Origin of the sequence: Legionella sp. ST3F1 (genome assembly GCF_048553315.1) — a bacterium.
GTDB classification, from domain to species: Bacteria; Pseudomonadota; Gammaproteobacteria; order Legionellales; family Legionellaceae; genus Tatlockia; species Tatlockia donaldsonii.
The window spans coordinates 37,055-54,207 of record NZ_JBLZIO010000008.1; the positions used below are offsets into that span (position 1 = coordinate 37,055).

Below are 17,153 nucleotides of genomic sequence, written 5' to 3' on the forward strand. Positions count from 1 at the left end.
AAAATAAGCTGGAAGGATACCACAGAGCAGGCTTTAATTGAATCATATCAAGCATTTCAATCTACCTACCCACAGCCAAGCTAATTTAATATTTTCAACATGACTCAGCCATTGGCCGTTATGGTTTCATTTTATTTTTAGCATTTTATTTCTGTTAAAAACCTTCAATCTGGATCATACTTATTCATTAGTGGAAAGATAAATTTGACAGCTTCTATAAATTGACTGGAGAAAGGCATTTTTATATAGTCTGCGCACTTAGTAAGCGAGAAGGCTGTCAAGCCATGAACGAGGAGACACGATGACAAACAAAATTGCCAGGCTTAGTATTGACGGTCACGAGCCAATTGACTTACCAATCTATAGTCCGACTTTAGGTAATGAAGTAATTGATATCAATAAATTGGGTGAGCAAAGCATGTTTACCTATGATCCGGGCTTTGTCTCCACCGCGTCTTGTGAATCTAAGATTACCTATATTGATGGGGATAAAGGAATTTTACTTTATAGAGGCTACCCCATTGAACAATTAGCCGAGAAAAAAGACTTCCTCGACGTCAGTTATCTTCTTCTCAATGGCGAATTGCCTGATGCAAAGGAAAAACAGGATTTTATTAATCTGATTAACAACCATACTATGGTACATCAGCAGATGTATAATTTTTTAAACGGTTTTCGCCGCGATGCTCATCCTATGGCCATTATGGTTGGTATAGTCGGTGCCTTGTCTGCGTTTTACCATGATTCAATGGACTTAAATAATCAACAGGATCGTTACATTTCTGCAATTCGTTTAATTGCTAAAATGCCGACCCTTGCTGCAATGAGTTATAAATATTCAGTTGGACAACCTTACATGTACCCGCAAAACAAAATGTCTTATGCTGAAAATTTTCTGCATATGATGTTCGGCGTACCGTCTGAGGATATCAAACCCAATCCCATCATCGTTGATGCGATGGATACTATTTTTACACTCCACGCCGATCACGAACAAAACGCTTCGACTTCCACAGTGAGATTAGCCGGATCAACGGGGGCGAATCCCTTTGCCTGTATTTCAGCAGGAATAGGTGCTTTGTGGGGGCCCGCCCATGGTGGTGCCAACGAAGCTTGCCTTAATATGCTCAAAGAAATTGGTGATATTAAGCATATTAACCATTATATAAAACGCGCGAAAGACAAGAATGATCCTTTCCGCTTGATGGGTTTTGGACATCGTGTTTACAAAAGTTATGATCCGCGAGCCAAAGTGATGCGCAAAACCTGTCATGAAGTATTGAATGCGGTTGGTGCCCATGAGGCGCCCTTGTTTAAACTTGCTATGGAACTTGAGCGCATTGCCCTTGAAGATGACTATTTTGTAGAGAAAAAGCTTTATCCAAATGTGGATTTTTATTCCGGTATTACCTTAAGTGCCATTGGCATTCCTACCAACATGTACACTGTTATTTTTGCCTTAGCAAGAACGGTAGGCTGGATGTCACATTGGATGGAAATGGTTGCCTCCAAATCCAAAATTGGTCGCCCAAGACAGCTTTATACTGGCGAAAAACAACGAGATGTTCGCTAACCAACTAATCCAGCCAGGTGAAAACCGGTCGTTGAAACCCGGGGTTTTAACCCTAAACCTTTTAAAGAAGCCACGCATGCGTGGCTTCTTTAAAGCCCGTTGGTTTTGGCCCTCACAGGCTACAAACCTGCTTTGATCATCTGCAAAGCTCTCCGCCACCCGCAATAATCGTTCTCCACACTGTCTCTCTCTTTCGCTGCCACAAATTCTTTTTCACAAACCCAGTTTTTCTCCAAGGCCTCTAAAGAATCCACAAGACCACATCCTATTGCTGCTAATATAGCCGCTCCCTGAGCGGTTGTTTCTATATCATCAGGTTTTTGCACCGTTAAATTGCATTGTGAAGATAAAAATTGAAGGAACCATTGATTAGCAGCCATCCCGCCATCAACGCGCAACAACGATAAGGCTATCTGACTATCTTCGCGCATACAATCCAGAACATCACGGGTTTGATAACAAACACTCTCCAGCGCTGCACGGGCAAAGTGAGCACGATTAGTTGTCCGTGCCAAACCAATAATGGCGGCACCCGCAGTCGTTATCCAATGGGGGGCACCAAGACCGGTGAAGGAAGGAATTAAATAAACGCCTTCATTACTGCTAAGGCTCTTTGCAAGCCACTCTGTATCAGCAGCGGCTGCAATTAATTTCATTTCATCACGTAACCATTTAACAGTTGTCCCTGCATGGTACAAACTCCCTTCTAAACCATAAACAGTTTGTCCTTTAATCTGGTAGGCTATTGTTGTTAACAACCGATGTTTCGACAAAACGGGCTGCGGGCCAATATTCATAAGTAGAAATCCGCCTGTACCAAAAGTTGCTTTTACCATCCCGTGAGAAAACCCTCTTTGTCCAATCAGGGCAGCCTGTTGATCTCCAACTACACCGGTAATAGGAATCGATGCACCTAGATAATCTTGCTCTATGTTGCCGAAATTAGCATCGCTGGAACACACTTCTGGCAAAATGGCAGGCGGGACTGCAAAAAGTTTCAATAAATCCTCGTCCCAGCGCTGCTCCACAATATTAAATAACAAGGTTCGCGATGCGTTGGTTATATCTGTTAAATGGGCTTTCCCTTTTGTTAAACGCCAGATAAGAAAACTATCAATCGTGCCGAAGGCCAATTGCCCTCTTGCAGCCAACTCGCTTGCTTTAGGTACATTAGCTATTAGCCAATTTAATTTACTTGCAGAAAAATAAGGATCAGGCAATAGCCCTGTTTTTTGTTGGATTGCCTCCCCGCAATCCAACAAACTGTCGCAAAATAGTTGGGTCCGCCTATCTTGCCAAACAATTGCAGGTGCAAGACACTCGCCTGATTGTTTATCCCAAATTAACGTTGTTTCACGTTGGTTAGTAATCCCACAAGCAATAACTTGATGCGCATCTACTTCAGAAACAACATCTTGCATAGCCTTTAATGTTTTTTGCCAAATTTCCTCGGGATCATGTTCCACCCAGCCTGGTTGCGGGTAAAATTGGGTCAATAAATATTGACTCGAAGTGAGTAATTTACCAGCACTGTTATACAACATGGCTCGAGTACTGCTAGTTCCTTGATCAATGGCAAGAAGATAATTCATTGCGTTTACTTCCCTGATTATGCTATTTAGATTTTCAATCACCATTAAAACATTATTTCATTAGGGGCTGTTGACATTTCGCTAGATTGATTCAAAAAATATTGATTTATGAGCAGCGAAGCGCAAGAATCAACACTTTTCAGCCAAGATAGTAGACATGTCAGCAACCCCTGGAGGAAAATAAAAAAACTGATAATATCAGTCTCAATTAACAGCAACCAAAACTATTCTATACGCTTTTTTGCGGAGACCAAACATGGATCAGGTTTTTGACGTGGCAATCATCGGCGGTGGCATTAATGGTTGTGGTATTGCCGCTGATGCAGCGATGCGCGGATTGTCTGTGATCCTTTTGGAAAAGGGAGATCTCGCTTCAAAAACATCGTCCAGTAGTTCTAAATTAATCCATGGAGGCCTAAGATATCTGGAGTATTATGATTTCGCCTTGGTTAAAAAAGCCTTGCATGAGCGGCAACTTCTATTGAGCCTGGCTCCTCATCTCGTTTATTCTCTTCCTTTTGTTTTACCGTATCAACAAGGTATGCGGCCCTCCTGGTTGCTACGAACGGGCTTATTTCTATATGATAATCTTGAGCGTAAAAATAAATTGCCCCACAGCAAACTGATACGTCGGAACCACCACTCACCTTATTTTTCACCTTTAGCTAACTATTTTGTCAAAGGCTTTTTATTTTATGACTGTGCGACTGATGATGCTCGGCTGACAATTGCCAATGCATTACAAGCCAAAAAATACGGTGCCTCGATTCAAACAAGGGTAGCCGTAACCAATGCCACCGTACAAAATAATCTATGGCTATTAACTGCTAAAAAAAACTCAGGCAAAGAAGAGACTATCTCTGCCAAAGTACTTGTTAATGCCACTGGTCCCTGGGTGGAGTCGTTCAATAAATTATCAGGTATTCCCAGTAAATTTAAGATGTCTCTTGTCAAAGGTAGTCATTTAGTTGTTCATAAACTCTACGAAGGAAATCATGCCTATCTCCTTCAGAATGATGACAAACGCATTATCTTTATCGTTCCTTATCACGGTTACACGATGATAGGAACCACAGATGTTGCTTTTAAAGGCTCTTTAGATGAAGTCTGCATTTCCACAGAAGAAGTTAATTATTTATGCAATCTTGTTAACAACTATTTTAAATGTCGGGTGCAGCGAAAAGATATTATTAACAGCTGGAGTGGCGTTAGACCGTTACTGGCTGCATCAGGCGAAGAGCTTAAAGCATTAAGTCGCGATTATACCTATCATTGCACAAACTCACCTGCTCCAGCCCTCACGGTTTATGGCGGAAAAATCACAACTTACCGACAATTGGCGTTGGAAGCAGTCAATAGTTTACATGAGTTTTTCCCTGCCTTGGGTATATCCCGTACAGAGTCTATCCCCTTGCCAGGTTCTATCTTTGAGAACTGGAGTTATAAAGAATATACCACTTATGCACGGGAGAAATATTATTGGCTGGACGAATCAATCCTGGAGCGTTACCTGACGAGTTACGGCACCCGCACCGAATTATTGCTATCAGGATGTAAAGAAATGAGTGATCTGGGCCTTCATTTTGGCAATGATTTATACCAGATTGAAGTTGATTATTTGCGAAACGAGGAATGGGCTTGTGATAGCGACGACATCCTATGGCGCCGCACTAAACTGGGCTTGAATTTTGAGCTAGAACAAAAACAAGCCTTGGAAGATTATTGTCAGCAACGACTTAGCCTTAATAACTAAATTTCACCTTTGTCTATTTTGGCTCGGATTTCGCTGACATCTACACTGATAGCCTGCTGTACCAGTTCTTTAAGTGTTGATTCAGGCATACTACCTGCCTCTGAGTAAATAGCAATGCCCTGCTTAAAAACCATTAAATGGGGGATTGATCGTATTTGAAAAATTTCAGCCAGCTCGGCTTCTTCCTCAATATTGACCTTAACAAATTTAATCGTCTTATATTGCTCAGCAACTTTCTCGTAAACCATTGCGAAGTGTTTGCAAGGTGCACACCATTCCGCCCAAAAATCAATAAAAACTATCTCATTATTCGCAAGCAAACCTTCAAATTGGTCTGTCTTTATAGTGTTGACTGACATGGCATCTCCCTGGCATTAATACAGGATAAAATGGCTGAAAAAATATTATCCATGCTGCCAACGCCCTGCACACGATGAAACTGTGGTGCCAGACTATCATTTGTTTTCGCCCACTGCTGGTAATAATTGATGAGAGGCTCTGTTTGTTGATGGTAAACAGTGAGACGCTGCTTAATCGTCTCTTCTTTATCATCATCCCGCTGAATTAATGGTTCTCCGGTAACATCATCAACATTATCTGTTTTAGGCGGTTGAAATTTGACATGATAAACGCGACCAGAAGCTACATGTACACGTCTACCACTTATACGATTGATAATTTCCTCGTCAGGCACTGCTATTTCAATAACATGATCCAGCTTAATCTTCGCACTCTTTAGGGCATCAGCCTGCGGAATAGTACGGGGAAAGCCATCGAATAGAAATCCAGACCGGCAATCATCTTGTTGTAAGCGCTCTTTTACCAAACCAATAATAATTTCATCAGAAACCAGTTTTCCAGAATCCATTACCTTTTTAGCACTTTTCCCCAATTCCGTCCCAGCAGCAATTGCCGAACGAAGCATATCACCAGTCGAAATTTGTGGTATTTTAAAATAGTTAATTAACTTAATTGCCTGCGTTCCCTTTCCCGCACCCGGCCCCCCTAATAACATTAAACGCATTAATCAGCTCCTATTCGAATTTAGCGATCATCCTACCTTTTCAAAACTTGGATGTCATTACTAATCTTAACTACTTGTTCTTACCAATATTTTATAGCCACCTAAACTTGTGCCTCCTATCTATACCAAGGTTTGGAATTTAACGAAGCTTTACATTGGCTTAATTGCGCTTGATATAAATATGAACGTGCTTTAACTTTGCGTGCGACCTGAATCAACCAAGGTTTCTTTAAATAAGTTCTAGATTGATAACCACCTATTCCTTCATGATAAGCCAGATATAAAGGGTACGCGTCATTTCTGGGTATTCCAGCACGGCGATTAGCCTGATTAGCATACCAACCAATAAAATCAACTGCATCGGCAAAAACATCCCGTGAGGCGAGATACCTACCCCCATCCCCCGCTCTTTTATATAGCCGCCAAGTAGAATGCAGGGCCTGAGAATAGCCATAAGCTGTGGATGGCCTTTTCCAGGGTATAATCCAAAGCAATTTTGTCCGTGGTGGTTTTGCGTTGGCATCAAACTTGGATTCCTGATGAATAATTGCCATTTGGACTGAAATAGGGATTCGCCATCGGCGCTCAACATCCTGAGCATCCGAATACCATCTGGGGTATTGTTTAAAAATATGGCAAATATTATTAACGTCTCTTGGGGGTGGGCTAGCGCAGGATATCAGTAACAATGAAAAAGCAATAAGCGTTAGCAGTTTTAAATTCATTTTCTTATTTGGTATGGGCTAGGATGAATGAGCGTATTAGTAGCAAAAAAGCAGATAAAATTAAACATTTTTATTTAAACTGACAATTTTTTTGCAATTTCGTCTGTCAATTTGGCAATATAAAAGCCAGCGCTCTCCTTTCGTTGTCATTCCCAAATTGACCCAGCTATGTTAGTTTTAAGCTAAAACTATGAACCTCTTTATTTTACTGAGCACTCTTCATCATGAGCATTCTGGTATTTGACATAGAAACCATTCCTGATATTAAAGCAGGACAAAAATTATATGAATTAGAAGGATTATCTGATGCGGATACAGCCTCAGCCCTCTTTACTTTACGTCGCTGTAAGACTGGCAACGATTTTTTACCGCACTATCTCCAAAAGGTAGTTGCCATTTCTTTAGTACTTAATCAAGGTTCACAGCTAAAGGTCTGGTCCTTAGGTGATGAACAATCGGATGAAAAAGATTTGATTCAACGATTTTTTGCGGGTATTGAGAAATACACACCGACGCTGATTAGTTGGAATGGCTGCGGTTTTGACTTACCCGTGCTCCATTATCGTGCCTTATTGCACGGTATTTCCGCACCAATTTATTGGGAAACCGGTGAAAATCAACAAAATTTTCGCTGGAATAACTATCTAAATCGCTTTCACTACCGTCATCTGGATCTGATGGATGTGCTAGCCGCTTATCAAAATAAAGCGTTTGCGCCTCTGGATGAAATAGCTAGTATGCTTGGCTTTCCTGGTAAAATGGGCATGAGCGGAGCAAAAGTATGGGAACAATTCCTTGCTGGAAATTTAAAGAATATCCGTGATTATTGTGAAACCGATGTATTAAATACTTACTGTGTTTATCTCCGCTTTGAATTGATGCGGGGCACACATAATCAGGAAACTTATACCAAGGCTATAGATAACCTGCGTACTTACTTACAAAGTGAAAAAGAAAAACCTCATTTGCAGGAGTTTTTAGAAAGAATGAATTGAGTTCTAACCTGGGTGAGGGCCAACATTACCTCACCAAACTCTAAACTACGTTTTTTGCAAATTATTTTTTGCTAATCAATTTTTTAAGCAAGATAGCATCTTCATAACCATTTTCATCTTGATAATAGGCTTCTTTAATTGCGTCTTTACGAAAACCAAATTTCTCGTATAAGGCAAGTGCAGCCACGTTACTGGGACGCACTTCAAGAATAACAGTATCGAAATTAGTATTTACCAAAGAAGAAAGCACTGCTCTCAATAGCGAGCGTCCATAGCCCTTTCTCTGTGCAGAAACAGCTACACATAAGTTGAGAATATGGCAGACATTAAAGCTATAACGACAGATTACATAGCCTTCTATACGTTTTTTAGACTCTATGACTCGACAATCATAACCAACTAGCACACAGTCACTTAAAATATCCCTGCTCCACGGAGCTCGGTGTGACATCACCTCAATCTCATACACTCTATCAATGTCATTCTGCTGCATTGGACGTATTTTAGGTCTCATAGTAGTCCTAAAGATCAGATTGTATTTAAGGGTTGTTGAATCTACTATCTTGGCGCTTATGCCTTGATTTTCTGCGCTTCACGACTCACATACTAGCGTGTATGCTCCGCTCAAAGCAATTAGCCATAGTCTAAATAATCAACTCAGACTATGGCATCTCAGATGCAAATTACTTTTTCTTTTTCTTAGGTAAATAAAGATCCGTAATTGTTCCTTCAAAAATTTCTGCAGACAAGGCAATTGACTCAGAAAGAGTCGGATGAGGATGAATAGTTAAAGCGATATCTTCGACATCGCAACCCATTTCAATTGCTAAAGAGGTTTCAGCAATTAAGTCACCCGCATTTACCCCTACAATTCCAGCTCCCAGAATACGATCAGTTTCGGGACAGAATAACAACTTGGTCATTCCTTCTTCACGCCCCATACTCAAAGCACGTCCGCTGGCAACCCACGGGAAAACTGCTTTCTCGTAGTTTATTCCTTTCTCCTTAGCTTCTTTTTCAGTCAATCCAGTCCAGGCAACCTCTGGATCGGTGTAGGCAACACTAGCAATGCATTTGGGATCAAAATAATGTTTCATACCGCCAATCACTTCAGCTGCAACACGCCCTTCTGGGATTGCCTTATGGGCTAACATGGGTTGCCCTACCACATCTCCAATTGCAAAAATATGAGGAACATTAGTTCGCATTTGTTTATCAACTTTAATAAAGCCACGTTCATCAACTTTTACACCCGCTTTTTCAGCATCAATAGTACCACCATTTGGTTTTCTTCCTACCGATACCAGGACTTGCTGGAAGCACAACGGTTTATCAGTAGCGTGCTCTCCATCCATAGAAACATAAATACCCTCTTTTTTAGCTTCCATCGCGGTAACTTTCGTTTTAAGCAGGATCTTAACGCCTTTTTTCGCCATGCGCTTGTGTAAAACATTGACCAAATCAATGTCAGCTCCAGGCATCAATTGATCCATAAACTCAACAACTGTCACCTCAACACCCAGAGCGGAATAAACAGTAGCCATTTCCAAGCCAATAATACCGCCACCCAAGACAAGTAAACTCCCTTTAATGTCAGCTAATTCCAAAGCACCTGTTGAACTGAAAATACGTGGATCTTCAGGAATGAAAGGTAAATTGACCGATTCACTACCTACAGCAATAATAGCGTTTTCAAATTCAACCGTAGTAGTACCATTTTCCCCTTGTACAGTGACCTGGTGGGTACCTGAAAATTTCGCAACACCAGTTACTACATCTACCTTGCGCTGCTTGGCTAATACTTTCAGGCCACCTGTTAATTTGCCAACAACCGAATTTTTCCAAGCAACAATTTTTTTACTATCCAGCTTGGGTTTACCAAAACTGACTCCCTGATCTGCCATTTCATGGCTTTCATCAATGACTTTAGCAATATGAAGCAAGGCTTTTGAAGGAATACAACCAACATTTAAACAAACACCGCCCAAGCTATCGAAACGCTCAACCAATACAACTTTTTTGCCTAGATCGGCAGCACGGAAGGCTGCTGTATACCCTCCAGGACCACTACCTAATACCACTACATCAGCTTTAATATTTGCAGTCATTTCACGCCTCATACTGTTCTAAAATCTATTTTCTATATATATTTTTTTAGGGTTATTACAATAAAATCCGTCGAATATCGCTGAGTGAGTCAGCGAGGAATCGAGTAAAACGTGCAGCCTCTGCACCATCAATAACCCGGTGATCATAAGATAATGATAAAGGTAACATCAACCGCGGTTTGAATTCTCCTCTGTCGTAAACAGGTTTCATGCTGGAGCGGGAAAGTCCTAGAATCGCCACCTCGGGACTATTCACAATCGGTGTAAACGCCGTACCACCTATCCCTCCCAAACTTGAAATCGTGAAACAACCACCACTCATATCTGCAGGCATCAATCCTTTATCTCGTGCTTTTGCACTTAAACGTGCCATTTCTGCAGCAATGTCGCTGACAGTCAGGTGATCAACATCTTTTATAACAGGAACTACCAAACCATTCGGAGTTTCAACAGCAATCCCTATATGACAATAACGCTTATAAATTAAATTCTCACCACTCGCATCCAGTGATGCATTAAATTGTGGGTATACTGCGAGTGCTTTACTCACTACCTTAGTCACAAAAGCAAGCATCGTTAACTTGAAACCACTTTGCTTTGCATTTTCCGCTTCCGATTTCCTAAATGCCTCAAGCTCAGTAATATCAGCTTCATCGAATTGCGTCACATGAGGGATAGTAACCCATGAGCGATGAACATTAATTCCGGTCAAGCGCTTAATCTTGTTCAAAGGCTTAATTTCAACTTCACCAAACTTGGAAAAATCAATCGCAGGCGCGCTAGGAAATGCAAAACTGCCCGAAGATGGCTTTTCGCTCAACCGTGCTTTTACATAGGCTTGCACATCTTCCTTCATAACTCTCGATTTTCGCCCACTACCCTTAATTTCATTAAGGTTTACTCCTAACTCCCTGGCTAGACGGCGAACGGATGGCCCCGCAGAAACAACCGCGCCAGCCCTTTCAGTACCTACTAAACCAGGAGCTATCTCAGGCTTTTCAGAACTAACTGCAGCGGGTTGTGCCACTGTTTTTTCTGGGACTGGCTCACCTGGCTGGCCTGATGATTGTTCTTTTTCACTGCTGATCTGCTCTACATTTAACGCAAGAATCAAAGTACCCTGTGATACTTTATCCCCTACTTTTACTGCAATACTCTCAATAACTCCTGCTGTAGGCGAAGGAATATCCATCGTTGCCTTATCACCTTCCAGGGTAATAAGTGATTGATCCTTGGTAACCGATTGACCCGGCTTCACCATAATTTCAATAACATCAACATCTGTTGCGCCGCCAATATCAGGTACGCTAACTTCCTGGCGTTGCAAGGTAGTTTGCGATTTTAGGCTTGCCTCTTCTGTTTTGGGTATTATTTCTTCTTTTTCCAAGGCTGTGGGGGGAGCGGCTACAGACGATTTTTCCTCTGTTTTCAGCTGTTCTCCAATCAAAGTCAAAATGACATCCCCTTCAGAAACCTTATCACCAACCTTAACCTGCAAGTGGCCAATTTTACCGGCCTGGGGTGAAGGAATCTCCATACTCGCCTTATCCGATTCCAAAGTAATTAGTGGTGTATCTATGCTTATTTCATCCCCTGGTTTAACCATTACTTCAATGACATCAACACCTGTTGCGCCACCAATATCAGGGACCTTAATCTTAATCTCATCTGCCATAGTTATCCTCAGCAAACAGGTAAACTGAAATTTATTTGACCAAATTTAATGTTACGAGAACATCCTTTAAAACTGGGCATCTATTTACCCCGGATAGCCCTTCTATATTAATTCCACCCCACTAAACAGTGTAGAATTGTCGGGGCTATGCCGAGAAGAATTGAGGGGACCCCTAGTGAGTCACTGGATCCTCTTTTTCACTATTAATGCCATACCGTTTCATTGCATCAACAATTGTTGATTTAGGCATTTCTCCCTGCTGCACTAAAGCATCTAAAGCTGCTAAAACAACAAATTTAGCATCCACTTCAAAGAAGTGGCGTAAACGCTCTCGCGTATCACTGCGTCCATATCCATCAGTACCCAGTACTATGTAAGGTGCTGCAATGTAGGGTCTTATCTGATCAGCATATAAGCGCATATAATCTGTCGCAGCAATCACAGGACCTTTACGATCAGCTAATTGCTGGCTGACATAACTCTGCTGTGGTTTAGCATTGGGATGCATGCGATTATGCCGTTCTGCAGACAGGCCATCTCGTCTTAATTCATTGAAGCTTGTGACAGACCAAATATCCGCAGTCACTGCAAAATCATCATGAAGCATTTGTGCTGCTTTGATGACTTCCCGCAGAATAGTACCACTACCCAGCAGTTGCACATGCTTTTTGCTCTTTTTCTCACTCTCCTGTAGCAAATACATGCCTTTGAGAATACCTTCTTCAACACCGGCTGGCATTTCAGGGTGAGTATAATTTTCATTCATTACGGTAATGTAGTAGAACACATTCTCCTGTTTCTCATACATCCGATATAAACCATCACGAATGATGACAGCTAACTCATAAGCATAAGTTGGATCATAAGCCACACAATTGGGAATAGTTGACGCCATAAGATGACTATGACCATCCTGATGTTGCAAACCTTCTCCAGCCAATGTGGTACGTCCAGCGGTTCCTCCCAAAAGAAATCCACGTGCCTGCATATCGCCTGCTGCCCAAGCCAAATCACCAATGCGTTGAAAACCAAACATTGAGTAATAAATATAGAAAGGTATCATCGCCAGTTTGTTGGTACTGTATGATGTTGCGGCAGCGATCCATGAACAGAAGGCTCCTGCTTCATTAATGCCTTCCTCCAGGATCTGACCATCTTTTGCTTCACGGTAGTACATCACCTGTTCATGATCCACAGGAGTATAAAGCTGTCCAACTGGAGAATAAATACCGATTTGACGGAACAAACCCTCCATACCAAAAGTCCGACACTCATCCGGAACAATCGGCACAATACGCGCACTCAATTCTTTATCCTTCAATAAAACCGATAGAATGCGTACAAAAGCCATGGTAGTTGAAATTTCCCGTTCACCCGTACTAGCGGTAATCGCAGAAAAAGCTGATAACACAGGGATTTTTAGCGGTTCAACATCCGTGGTACGAGCAGGTAAATAACCTCCGAGGGCTTCACGCTGTTTGCGTAAATACTTAATTTCCGGACTATCATCGGCAGGACGATAAAAGGGTATTTCAGCAATTTTCTCATCGCTGATAGGAATACTAAAACGATCTCTGAAGGCTCTTAGCTGTTCAATAGTCATTTTCTTTTGCTGATGGGTAATGTTTTGACCTTCACCAGCAGCCCCCATACCATAACCTTTGATGGTTTTAGCCAATATTACTGTCGGGCTTCCCTTATGCTTGACTGCTTGTGCATAGGCGGCAAATACTTTCTGTGGATCATGGCCACCACGGTTTAAACGCCAGATTTCATCATCAGACATATTGGCTACCAGTTTTTTCAGCTCTGGATATTGGCCAAAAAAATGTTCACGAACATAGGCACCATCATTTGCTTTATAGCTTTGATAATCACCATCGACGCATTCTTCCATGCGTTTTTGCATAATACCAGTATCATCCCGTGCAAAAAGTGGATCCCAACGTCCACCCCAGATCACTTTAATAACATTCCAGCCAGCACCACGGAATAAACCTTCCAATTCTTGAATAATTTTGCCATTACCGCGGACAGGGCCATCTAAACGCTGTAAGTTACAATTCACCACAAAAATCAAATTGTCCAGTTTTTCACGGGCCGCAATAGATAAAGCACCAACAGATTCTGGCTCATCCATTTCACCATCACCCAGGAATGCCCAAACTTTACGTCCTTCAGCATGCATCAATCCTCGATTTTCCAGGTATTTTAGAAAACGTGCCTGGTAAATAGCTTGCAATGGACCTAGCCCCATGGATACTGTAGGAAATTGCCAGAAATCCCCCATCAACCACGGATGCGGGTAAGAAGACAAGCCATCAACTTCAACTTCCTGACGGAATTTATCTAATTGTTGTTCTGATAAACGGCCTTCTAAAAAAGCACGGGCATAAATCCCTGGTGAAGAATGCCCCTGTATATAAAGCAAATCCCCGCCTTTCACTTTATCCGGACCTTTGAAAAAATAATTAAATCCAGTTTCATATAAGGTCGAGGAAGAAGCATAAGAAGCAATATGCCCTCCGAGCTCTGCGGCATATTTACCTGCTCGCACAACCATTGCTACTGCATTCCAGCGAATAAGAGCATTAATTCGCTTGCCGATGCCTTCGTCAGGTGGCATCGGCTGTTCTTCATGCGGTTTTATCGTATTACGGTAAGGAGTATTAATAGAGCTTTTCAGCTTCACTCCCTCGGCATTTGCTCTATTCATAAGCTCCTGGAGCAGAAATGCAGCCCGTTCGTTACCATCATTGGCAAATACTGCTTGCAAGGCATCCAGCCATTCACGCGTTTCAATTGGATCTATATCATTACTGTTTTCATATGACATGAATGTGTTCCTCGTCAATCTTTAAGCTTTTTAGCAACAAGCTGGTGTAACCTGTAAACGTTTATGAATTACTCCACCGCAAGCCTGCATGCAAACCTGATAATCTGCCCGGCAGTTACAGGTTGTTTTGCGGCATTGTAGTGGATCACGGAAGGAATTCAACTCAAGAGCAAGCATTTCACCTTTTACATAGCGCTCATGTTGATAACGATAATAACTTTTCGCGGTCTTTTCTTTCGCATAAGCATTACATTGCTGGCAATTATTACGACAGGTCTTGTTACATACTACCGCTCTACTTTCACAATTTTTTTGGCAAGTGGCAAAACTGCATTTTGCCAACCCACACTGTACTTGTGGAGTAAGGGTTTGGTGCATACAAGCAGTCAAAAATAAAAAACAACAACCCCATACAGCCCGAACAATAAAATTTATCATAGTTAGCCATCTCAATTTATGAAAATCATTAGACTTCCTTAAAATTTTACTGCATTGGAGCATTACTTCATCGATACGGTGCTCGAATCCTCATGTACTATGTACACTCCGCTTCTGCGCGCACCGTTCTCCTCTCACTGCAGCAAGTTTAGAAAAAAATCTATATCTTCACGCTGTTACAACCACGCTCCCAAGGTGAAAACGGCAACAAAGACCAAAAAGACAATTAGTGCATGCTCTACCAAACTTTCTGCATATGGAAGCTGTACAGACTCATTTTCACTGTTATGAGCAGCAAGTAATCCCCCCTGGCTTAAGAGAGAATCATTATTTTCCGGCGCAGAAAAAAACATTTGGATATAAAAACGAAATCCGCGCTGAAAATTACCTACTAATAAATAGAGTAGTACAGTAATTCTTGCCGGTATCCAATCAAATAGATTAGTTAGCCATTGAGCCAATTTCGCTGTTTGCTCCTGCCCTTTACACAATGATACCAAACGATAAACAAGAATGGCCAAAGGACCGGCAACAATATACCAAAAAACAACCCCAAACAATTCATTATTGGCTTTAACGAAATAATTTCCCGCTACAGCCTCCTCATCCCCTTCATTTTCCTGCCTTACCGGATAAAAAGGATTCTCAGGGCCTAAACAATAATAAAAAATAGCTAAGTTAAGCAGCAATCCAATAAATCCGTAGAATAGATGACCAAAAATAAAGAGTACCAACCAGCAAATAAAGAGTATAGGCAACAAGATAGCCGCAATAAGCAGTCCTGGATGAGCCATGCCTCCCTCTTTTGGTAACCGTTGACTAAGGGCATTATAATAGGAGGAAAACCAATAAAACCGATTATGTGATAGTGAATGCACTAGAAAACGTTCACTCAGTAAACAAAGGACAATGATCAGTAATTTCATTTTTAATCCTTACGCATTTTATCCGATAGGGCAATTGGTGTTGGGTATTTTAACACTACTAAATAGGACGAAACGATAAATGTCAAAATAGTTGTGGCTTGTATCAAATTCGATGCAACTTCAGAAATCAGCTTTGTGCTTAAGGCAATACTGGCAACTAAAAGAGAAAACTCACTTGCCTGCCCTAATCGCAAACCAACTTCTCTAGCCACTGTTTTTTTCTCTCCTGCTTTAACAAGTAATACATTAAATAAAAGAGGCTTAACCAGCAACATTAAAAACGACAAAATACAGGCTGGTATAACAACCTGAGCAGCAAAACCAAAATTAAACGTTGCACCAATTGAAAAGAAAAACATAACGAGGAAAAAATCACGCAAGGGCTTCAAGCTTTCGGCGATATATAAAGAAATGGGGCTTGACGCCAAAGCAACACCTGCTACAAACGCACCAATATCTTCGGACAGGCCTAATCGTTGCGCCAGAAACGACATACCCAGGCACCAGCCAATGGATAAAAGAAAAACATACTCTTGCGTTCTATCAAAGCGCGCTAACAGTTTCACTAAAACATAACGCTCCACTGCAAACGCAAGTAAAGTTAATGCGGGTAGCGCAACCCCCACCAAAATCAGATCGTCTACAGAGAATCCGGCCCCCTGCTGTGCACCATTAATCAGGATTAATACAATGATTGCAATAACGTCCTGCATAAGGAGTACGCTTATCATGACTTCACCAGTGTGCTGATGATGTAAAATCGTTGTTGGCAACAATTTGAGGCCAATAATGGTACTGGAGAACATCATTGCGGCGCCCAAAATCCATGACTCAGTCACGCTTAATCCAAACCAACGACCAATCAAGTAAGCAATAATAGCAAATAACACTGAACTGATAACGGCAATCCAGGTTATTTTCCTTAGCATATGGACTAGGTTTTGAGGCTGTAGATGTAAGCCCAATAGAAAAAGTAGAAATACGATACCTATATCCCCGACCTGCTGCACGACGCTAACGTCTGAAACAAGTTTGAATCCCCACGGGCCTAAAACCGCACCCAAGAGAATATAAGCAACAAGCAATGACTGCTTGGTATACAGCACCAGTGTCGAAAAAATAGCTGCACCCGCAAAAATCAAAAAGATGGTATAAAAAACTTCACCCGTTTGCATAGACTTATTGCCCCATAAGTAAATAATTCAAACAATTAAGACATAAACCAACCAAAACTCTCAATGTTCGTGGCATATACCATAAAAAATGATAGGTAGGATAACACATATCAAGTCAGACCCAATCAATTTACGCATAACATCTCTGATTTATCGAATAATATCTCATGTGAGAAGCAAAGTGGTTTTAAATTAATCATTAACGCCTCTCAGCCATTTGCCAATCCGACAGGTAGATAATGTTGTCTTCCCTGTTCTTTGTAGTTTTTACTCTTGCATTAATAAAATCCTATCTTATCCCATAGGCTTATATAGCGTTTTGTTTTACAATCA

At 41.4% G+C, this 17,153-nt stretch carries 14 protein-coding genes; 3 read left to right on the plus strand and 11 right to left on the minus strand.

Features of this window, described 5'->3' with window-relative positions:
* Window positions 1–301: 301 nt before the first annotated feature.
* Window positions 302–1,573 (plus strand): citrate synthase, encoded by a 1,272-nt coding sequence (gene gltA, locus ACN4Z1_RS07280; RefSeq protein WP_115221412.1) that lies wholly within the window; start codon window positions 302–304, stop codon window positions 1,571–1,573.
* Between the two features lie 119 nt (window positions 1,574–1,692).
* On the opposite strand, the gene glpK is transcribed toward gltA, so the two are convergent.
* The gene (glpK, locus tag ACN4Z1_RS07285) at window positions 1,693–3,165 is read right to left on the minus strand and encodes a glycerol kinase GlpK (RefSeq protein WP_228363896.1); all 1,473 of its coding nucleotides are present in this window, start codon (window positions 3,163–3,165) and stop codon (window positions 1,693–1,695) included.
* 256 nt (window positions 3,166–3,421) lie between these two features.
* On the opposite strand from glpK, the gene glpD reads away from it, so the two are divergent.
* The gene (glpD, locus tag ACN4Z1_RS07290) at window positions 3,422–4,918 is read left to right on the plus strand and encodes a glycerol-3-phosphate dehydrogenase (protein ID WP_228363895.1); all 1,497 of its coding nucleotides are present in this window, start codon (window positions 3,422–3,424) and stop codon (window positions 4,916–4,918) included.
* On the opposite strand, the gene trxA is transcribed toward glpD, so the two are convergent.
* The 3 genes from trxA to ACN4Z1_RS07305 form a co-directional block, all read right to left on the minus strand.
* Window positions 4,915–5,277, minus strand: a complete 363-nt coding sequence (trxA, locus tag ACN4Z1_RS07295) for a thioredoxin (RefSeq protein ID WP_228363894.1) — start codon at window positions 5,275–5,277, stop codon at window positions 4,915–4,917. The two genes, glpD and trxA, sit on opposite strands and share 4 nt — an antisense overlap.
* Window positions 5,259–5,942 carry an adenylate kinase gene (gene adk / locus ACN4Z1_RS07300; RefSeq protein WP_228363893.1) on the minus strand — a complete coding sequence of 228 codons (684 nt, stop codon included), beginning with the start codon at window positions 5,940–5,942 and terminating at the stop codon, window positions 5,259–5,261. Before adk ends, trxA begins: the two co-directional genes overlap by 19 nt.
* 116 nt (window positions 5,943–6,058) lie before the next feature.
* Window positions 6,059–6,667, minus strand: a complete 609-nt coding sequence (locus ACN4Z1_RS07305; protein WP_115221417.1) for a hypothetical protein — start codon at window positions 6,665–6,667, stop codon at window positions 6,059–6,061.
* A 224-nt stretch (window positions 6,668–6,891) separates the two neighbouring features.
* On the opposite strand from ACN4Z1_RS07305, the gene ACN4Z1_RS07310 reads away from it, so the two are divergent.
* Window positions 6,892–7,662, plus strand: a complete 771-nt coding sequence (locus ACN4Z1_RS07310; RefSeq protein ID WP_115221418.1) for a 3'-5' exonuclease — start codon at window positions 6,892–6,894, stop codon at window positions 7,660–7,662.
* 61 nt (window positions 7,663–7,723) lie between these two features.
* On the opposite strand, the gene rimI is transcribed toward ACN4Z1_RS07310, so the two are convergent.
* From rimI to ACN4Z1_RS07345, 7 genes are all read right to left on the minus strand, one after another.
* Window positions 7,724–8,176 carry a ribosomal protein S18-alanine N-acetyltransferase gene (gene rimI / locus ACN4Z1_RS07315; protein ID WP_115221419.1) on the minus strand — a complete coding sequence of 151 codons (453 nt, stop codon included), beginning with the start codon at window positions 8,174–8,176 and terminating at the stop codon, window positions 7,724–7,726.
* Between the two features lie 169 nt (window positions 8,177–8,345).
* Entirely contained in the window at window positions 8,346–9,770 is a 1,425-nt protein-coding gene (lpdA, locus tag ACN4Z1_RS07320) for a dihydrolipoyl dehydrogenase (RefSeq protein ID WP_228363892.1), read from the minus strand.
* A 55-nt stretch (window positions 9,771–9,825) separates the two neighbouring features.
* The gene (gene aceF / locus ACN4Z1_RS07325) at window positions 9,826–11,445 is read right to left on the minus strand and encodes a dihydrolipoyllysine-residue acetyltransferase (RefSeq protein WP_228363891.1); all 1,620 of its coding nucleotides are present in this window, start codon (window positions 11,443–11,445) and stop codon (window positions 9,826–9,828) included.
* Between the two features lie 172 nt (window positions 11,446–11,617).
* Complete coding sequence (gene aceE / locus ACN4Z1_RS07330; RefSeq protein WP_228363890.1) at window positions 11,618–14,281, minus strand: pyruvate dehydrogenase (acetyl-transferring), homodimeric type; 2,664 nt, start codon at window positions 14,279–14,281, stop codon at window positions 11,618–11,620.
* Window positions 14,282–14,311: 30 nt separating this feature from the next.
* Window positions 14,312–14,719: an acyltransferase gene (locus ACN4Z1_RS07335; RefSeq protein WP_115221423.1), complete on the minus strand. Its 408-nt coding sequence runs from the start codon at window positions 14,717–14,719 to the stop codon at window positions 14,312–14,314.
* Between the two features lie 176 nt (window positions 14,720–14,895).
* A complete protein-coding gene (locus tag ACN4Z1_RS07340; RefSeq protein ID WP_228363889.1) occupies window positions 14,896–15,645 on the minus strand; it encodes a hypothetical protein in 750 nt (249 codons plus the stop codon).
* 2 nt (window positions 15,646–15,647) lie between these two features.
* Window positions 15,648–16,820 (minus strand): cation:proton antiporter, encoded by a 1,173-nt coding sequence (locus ACN4Z1_RS07345; RefSeq protein WP_115221425.1) that lies wholly within the window; start codon window positions 16,818–16,820, stop codon window positions 15,648–15,650.
* Window positions 16,821–17,153 lie beyond the last annotated feature (333 nt).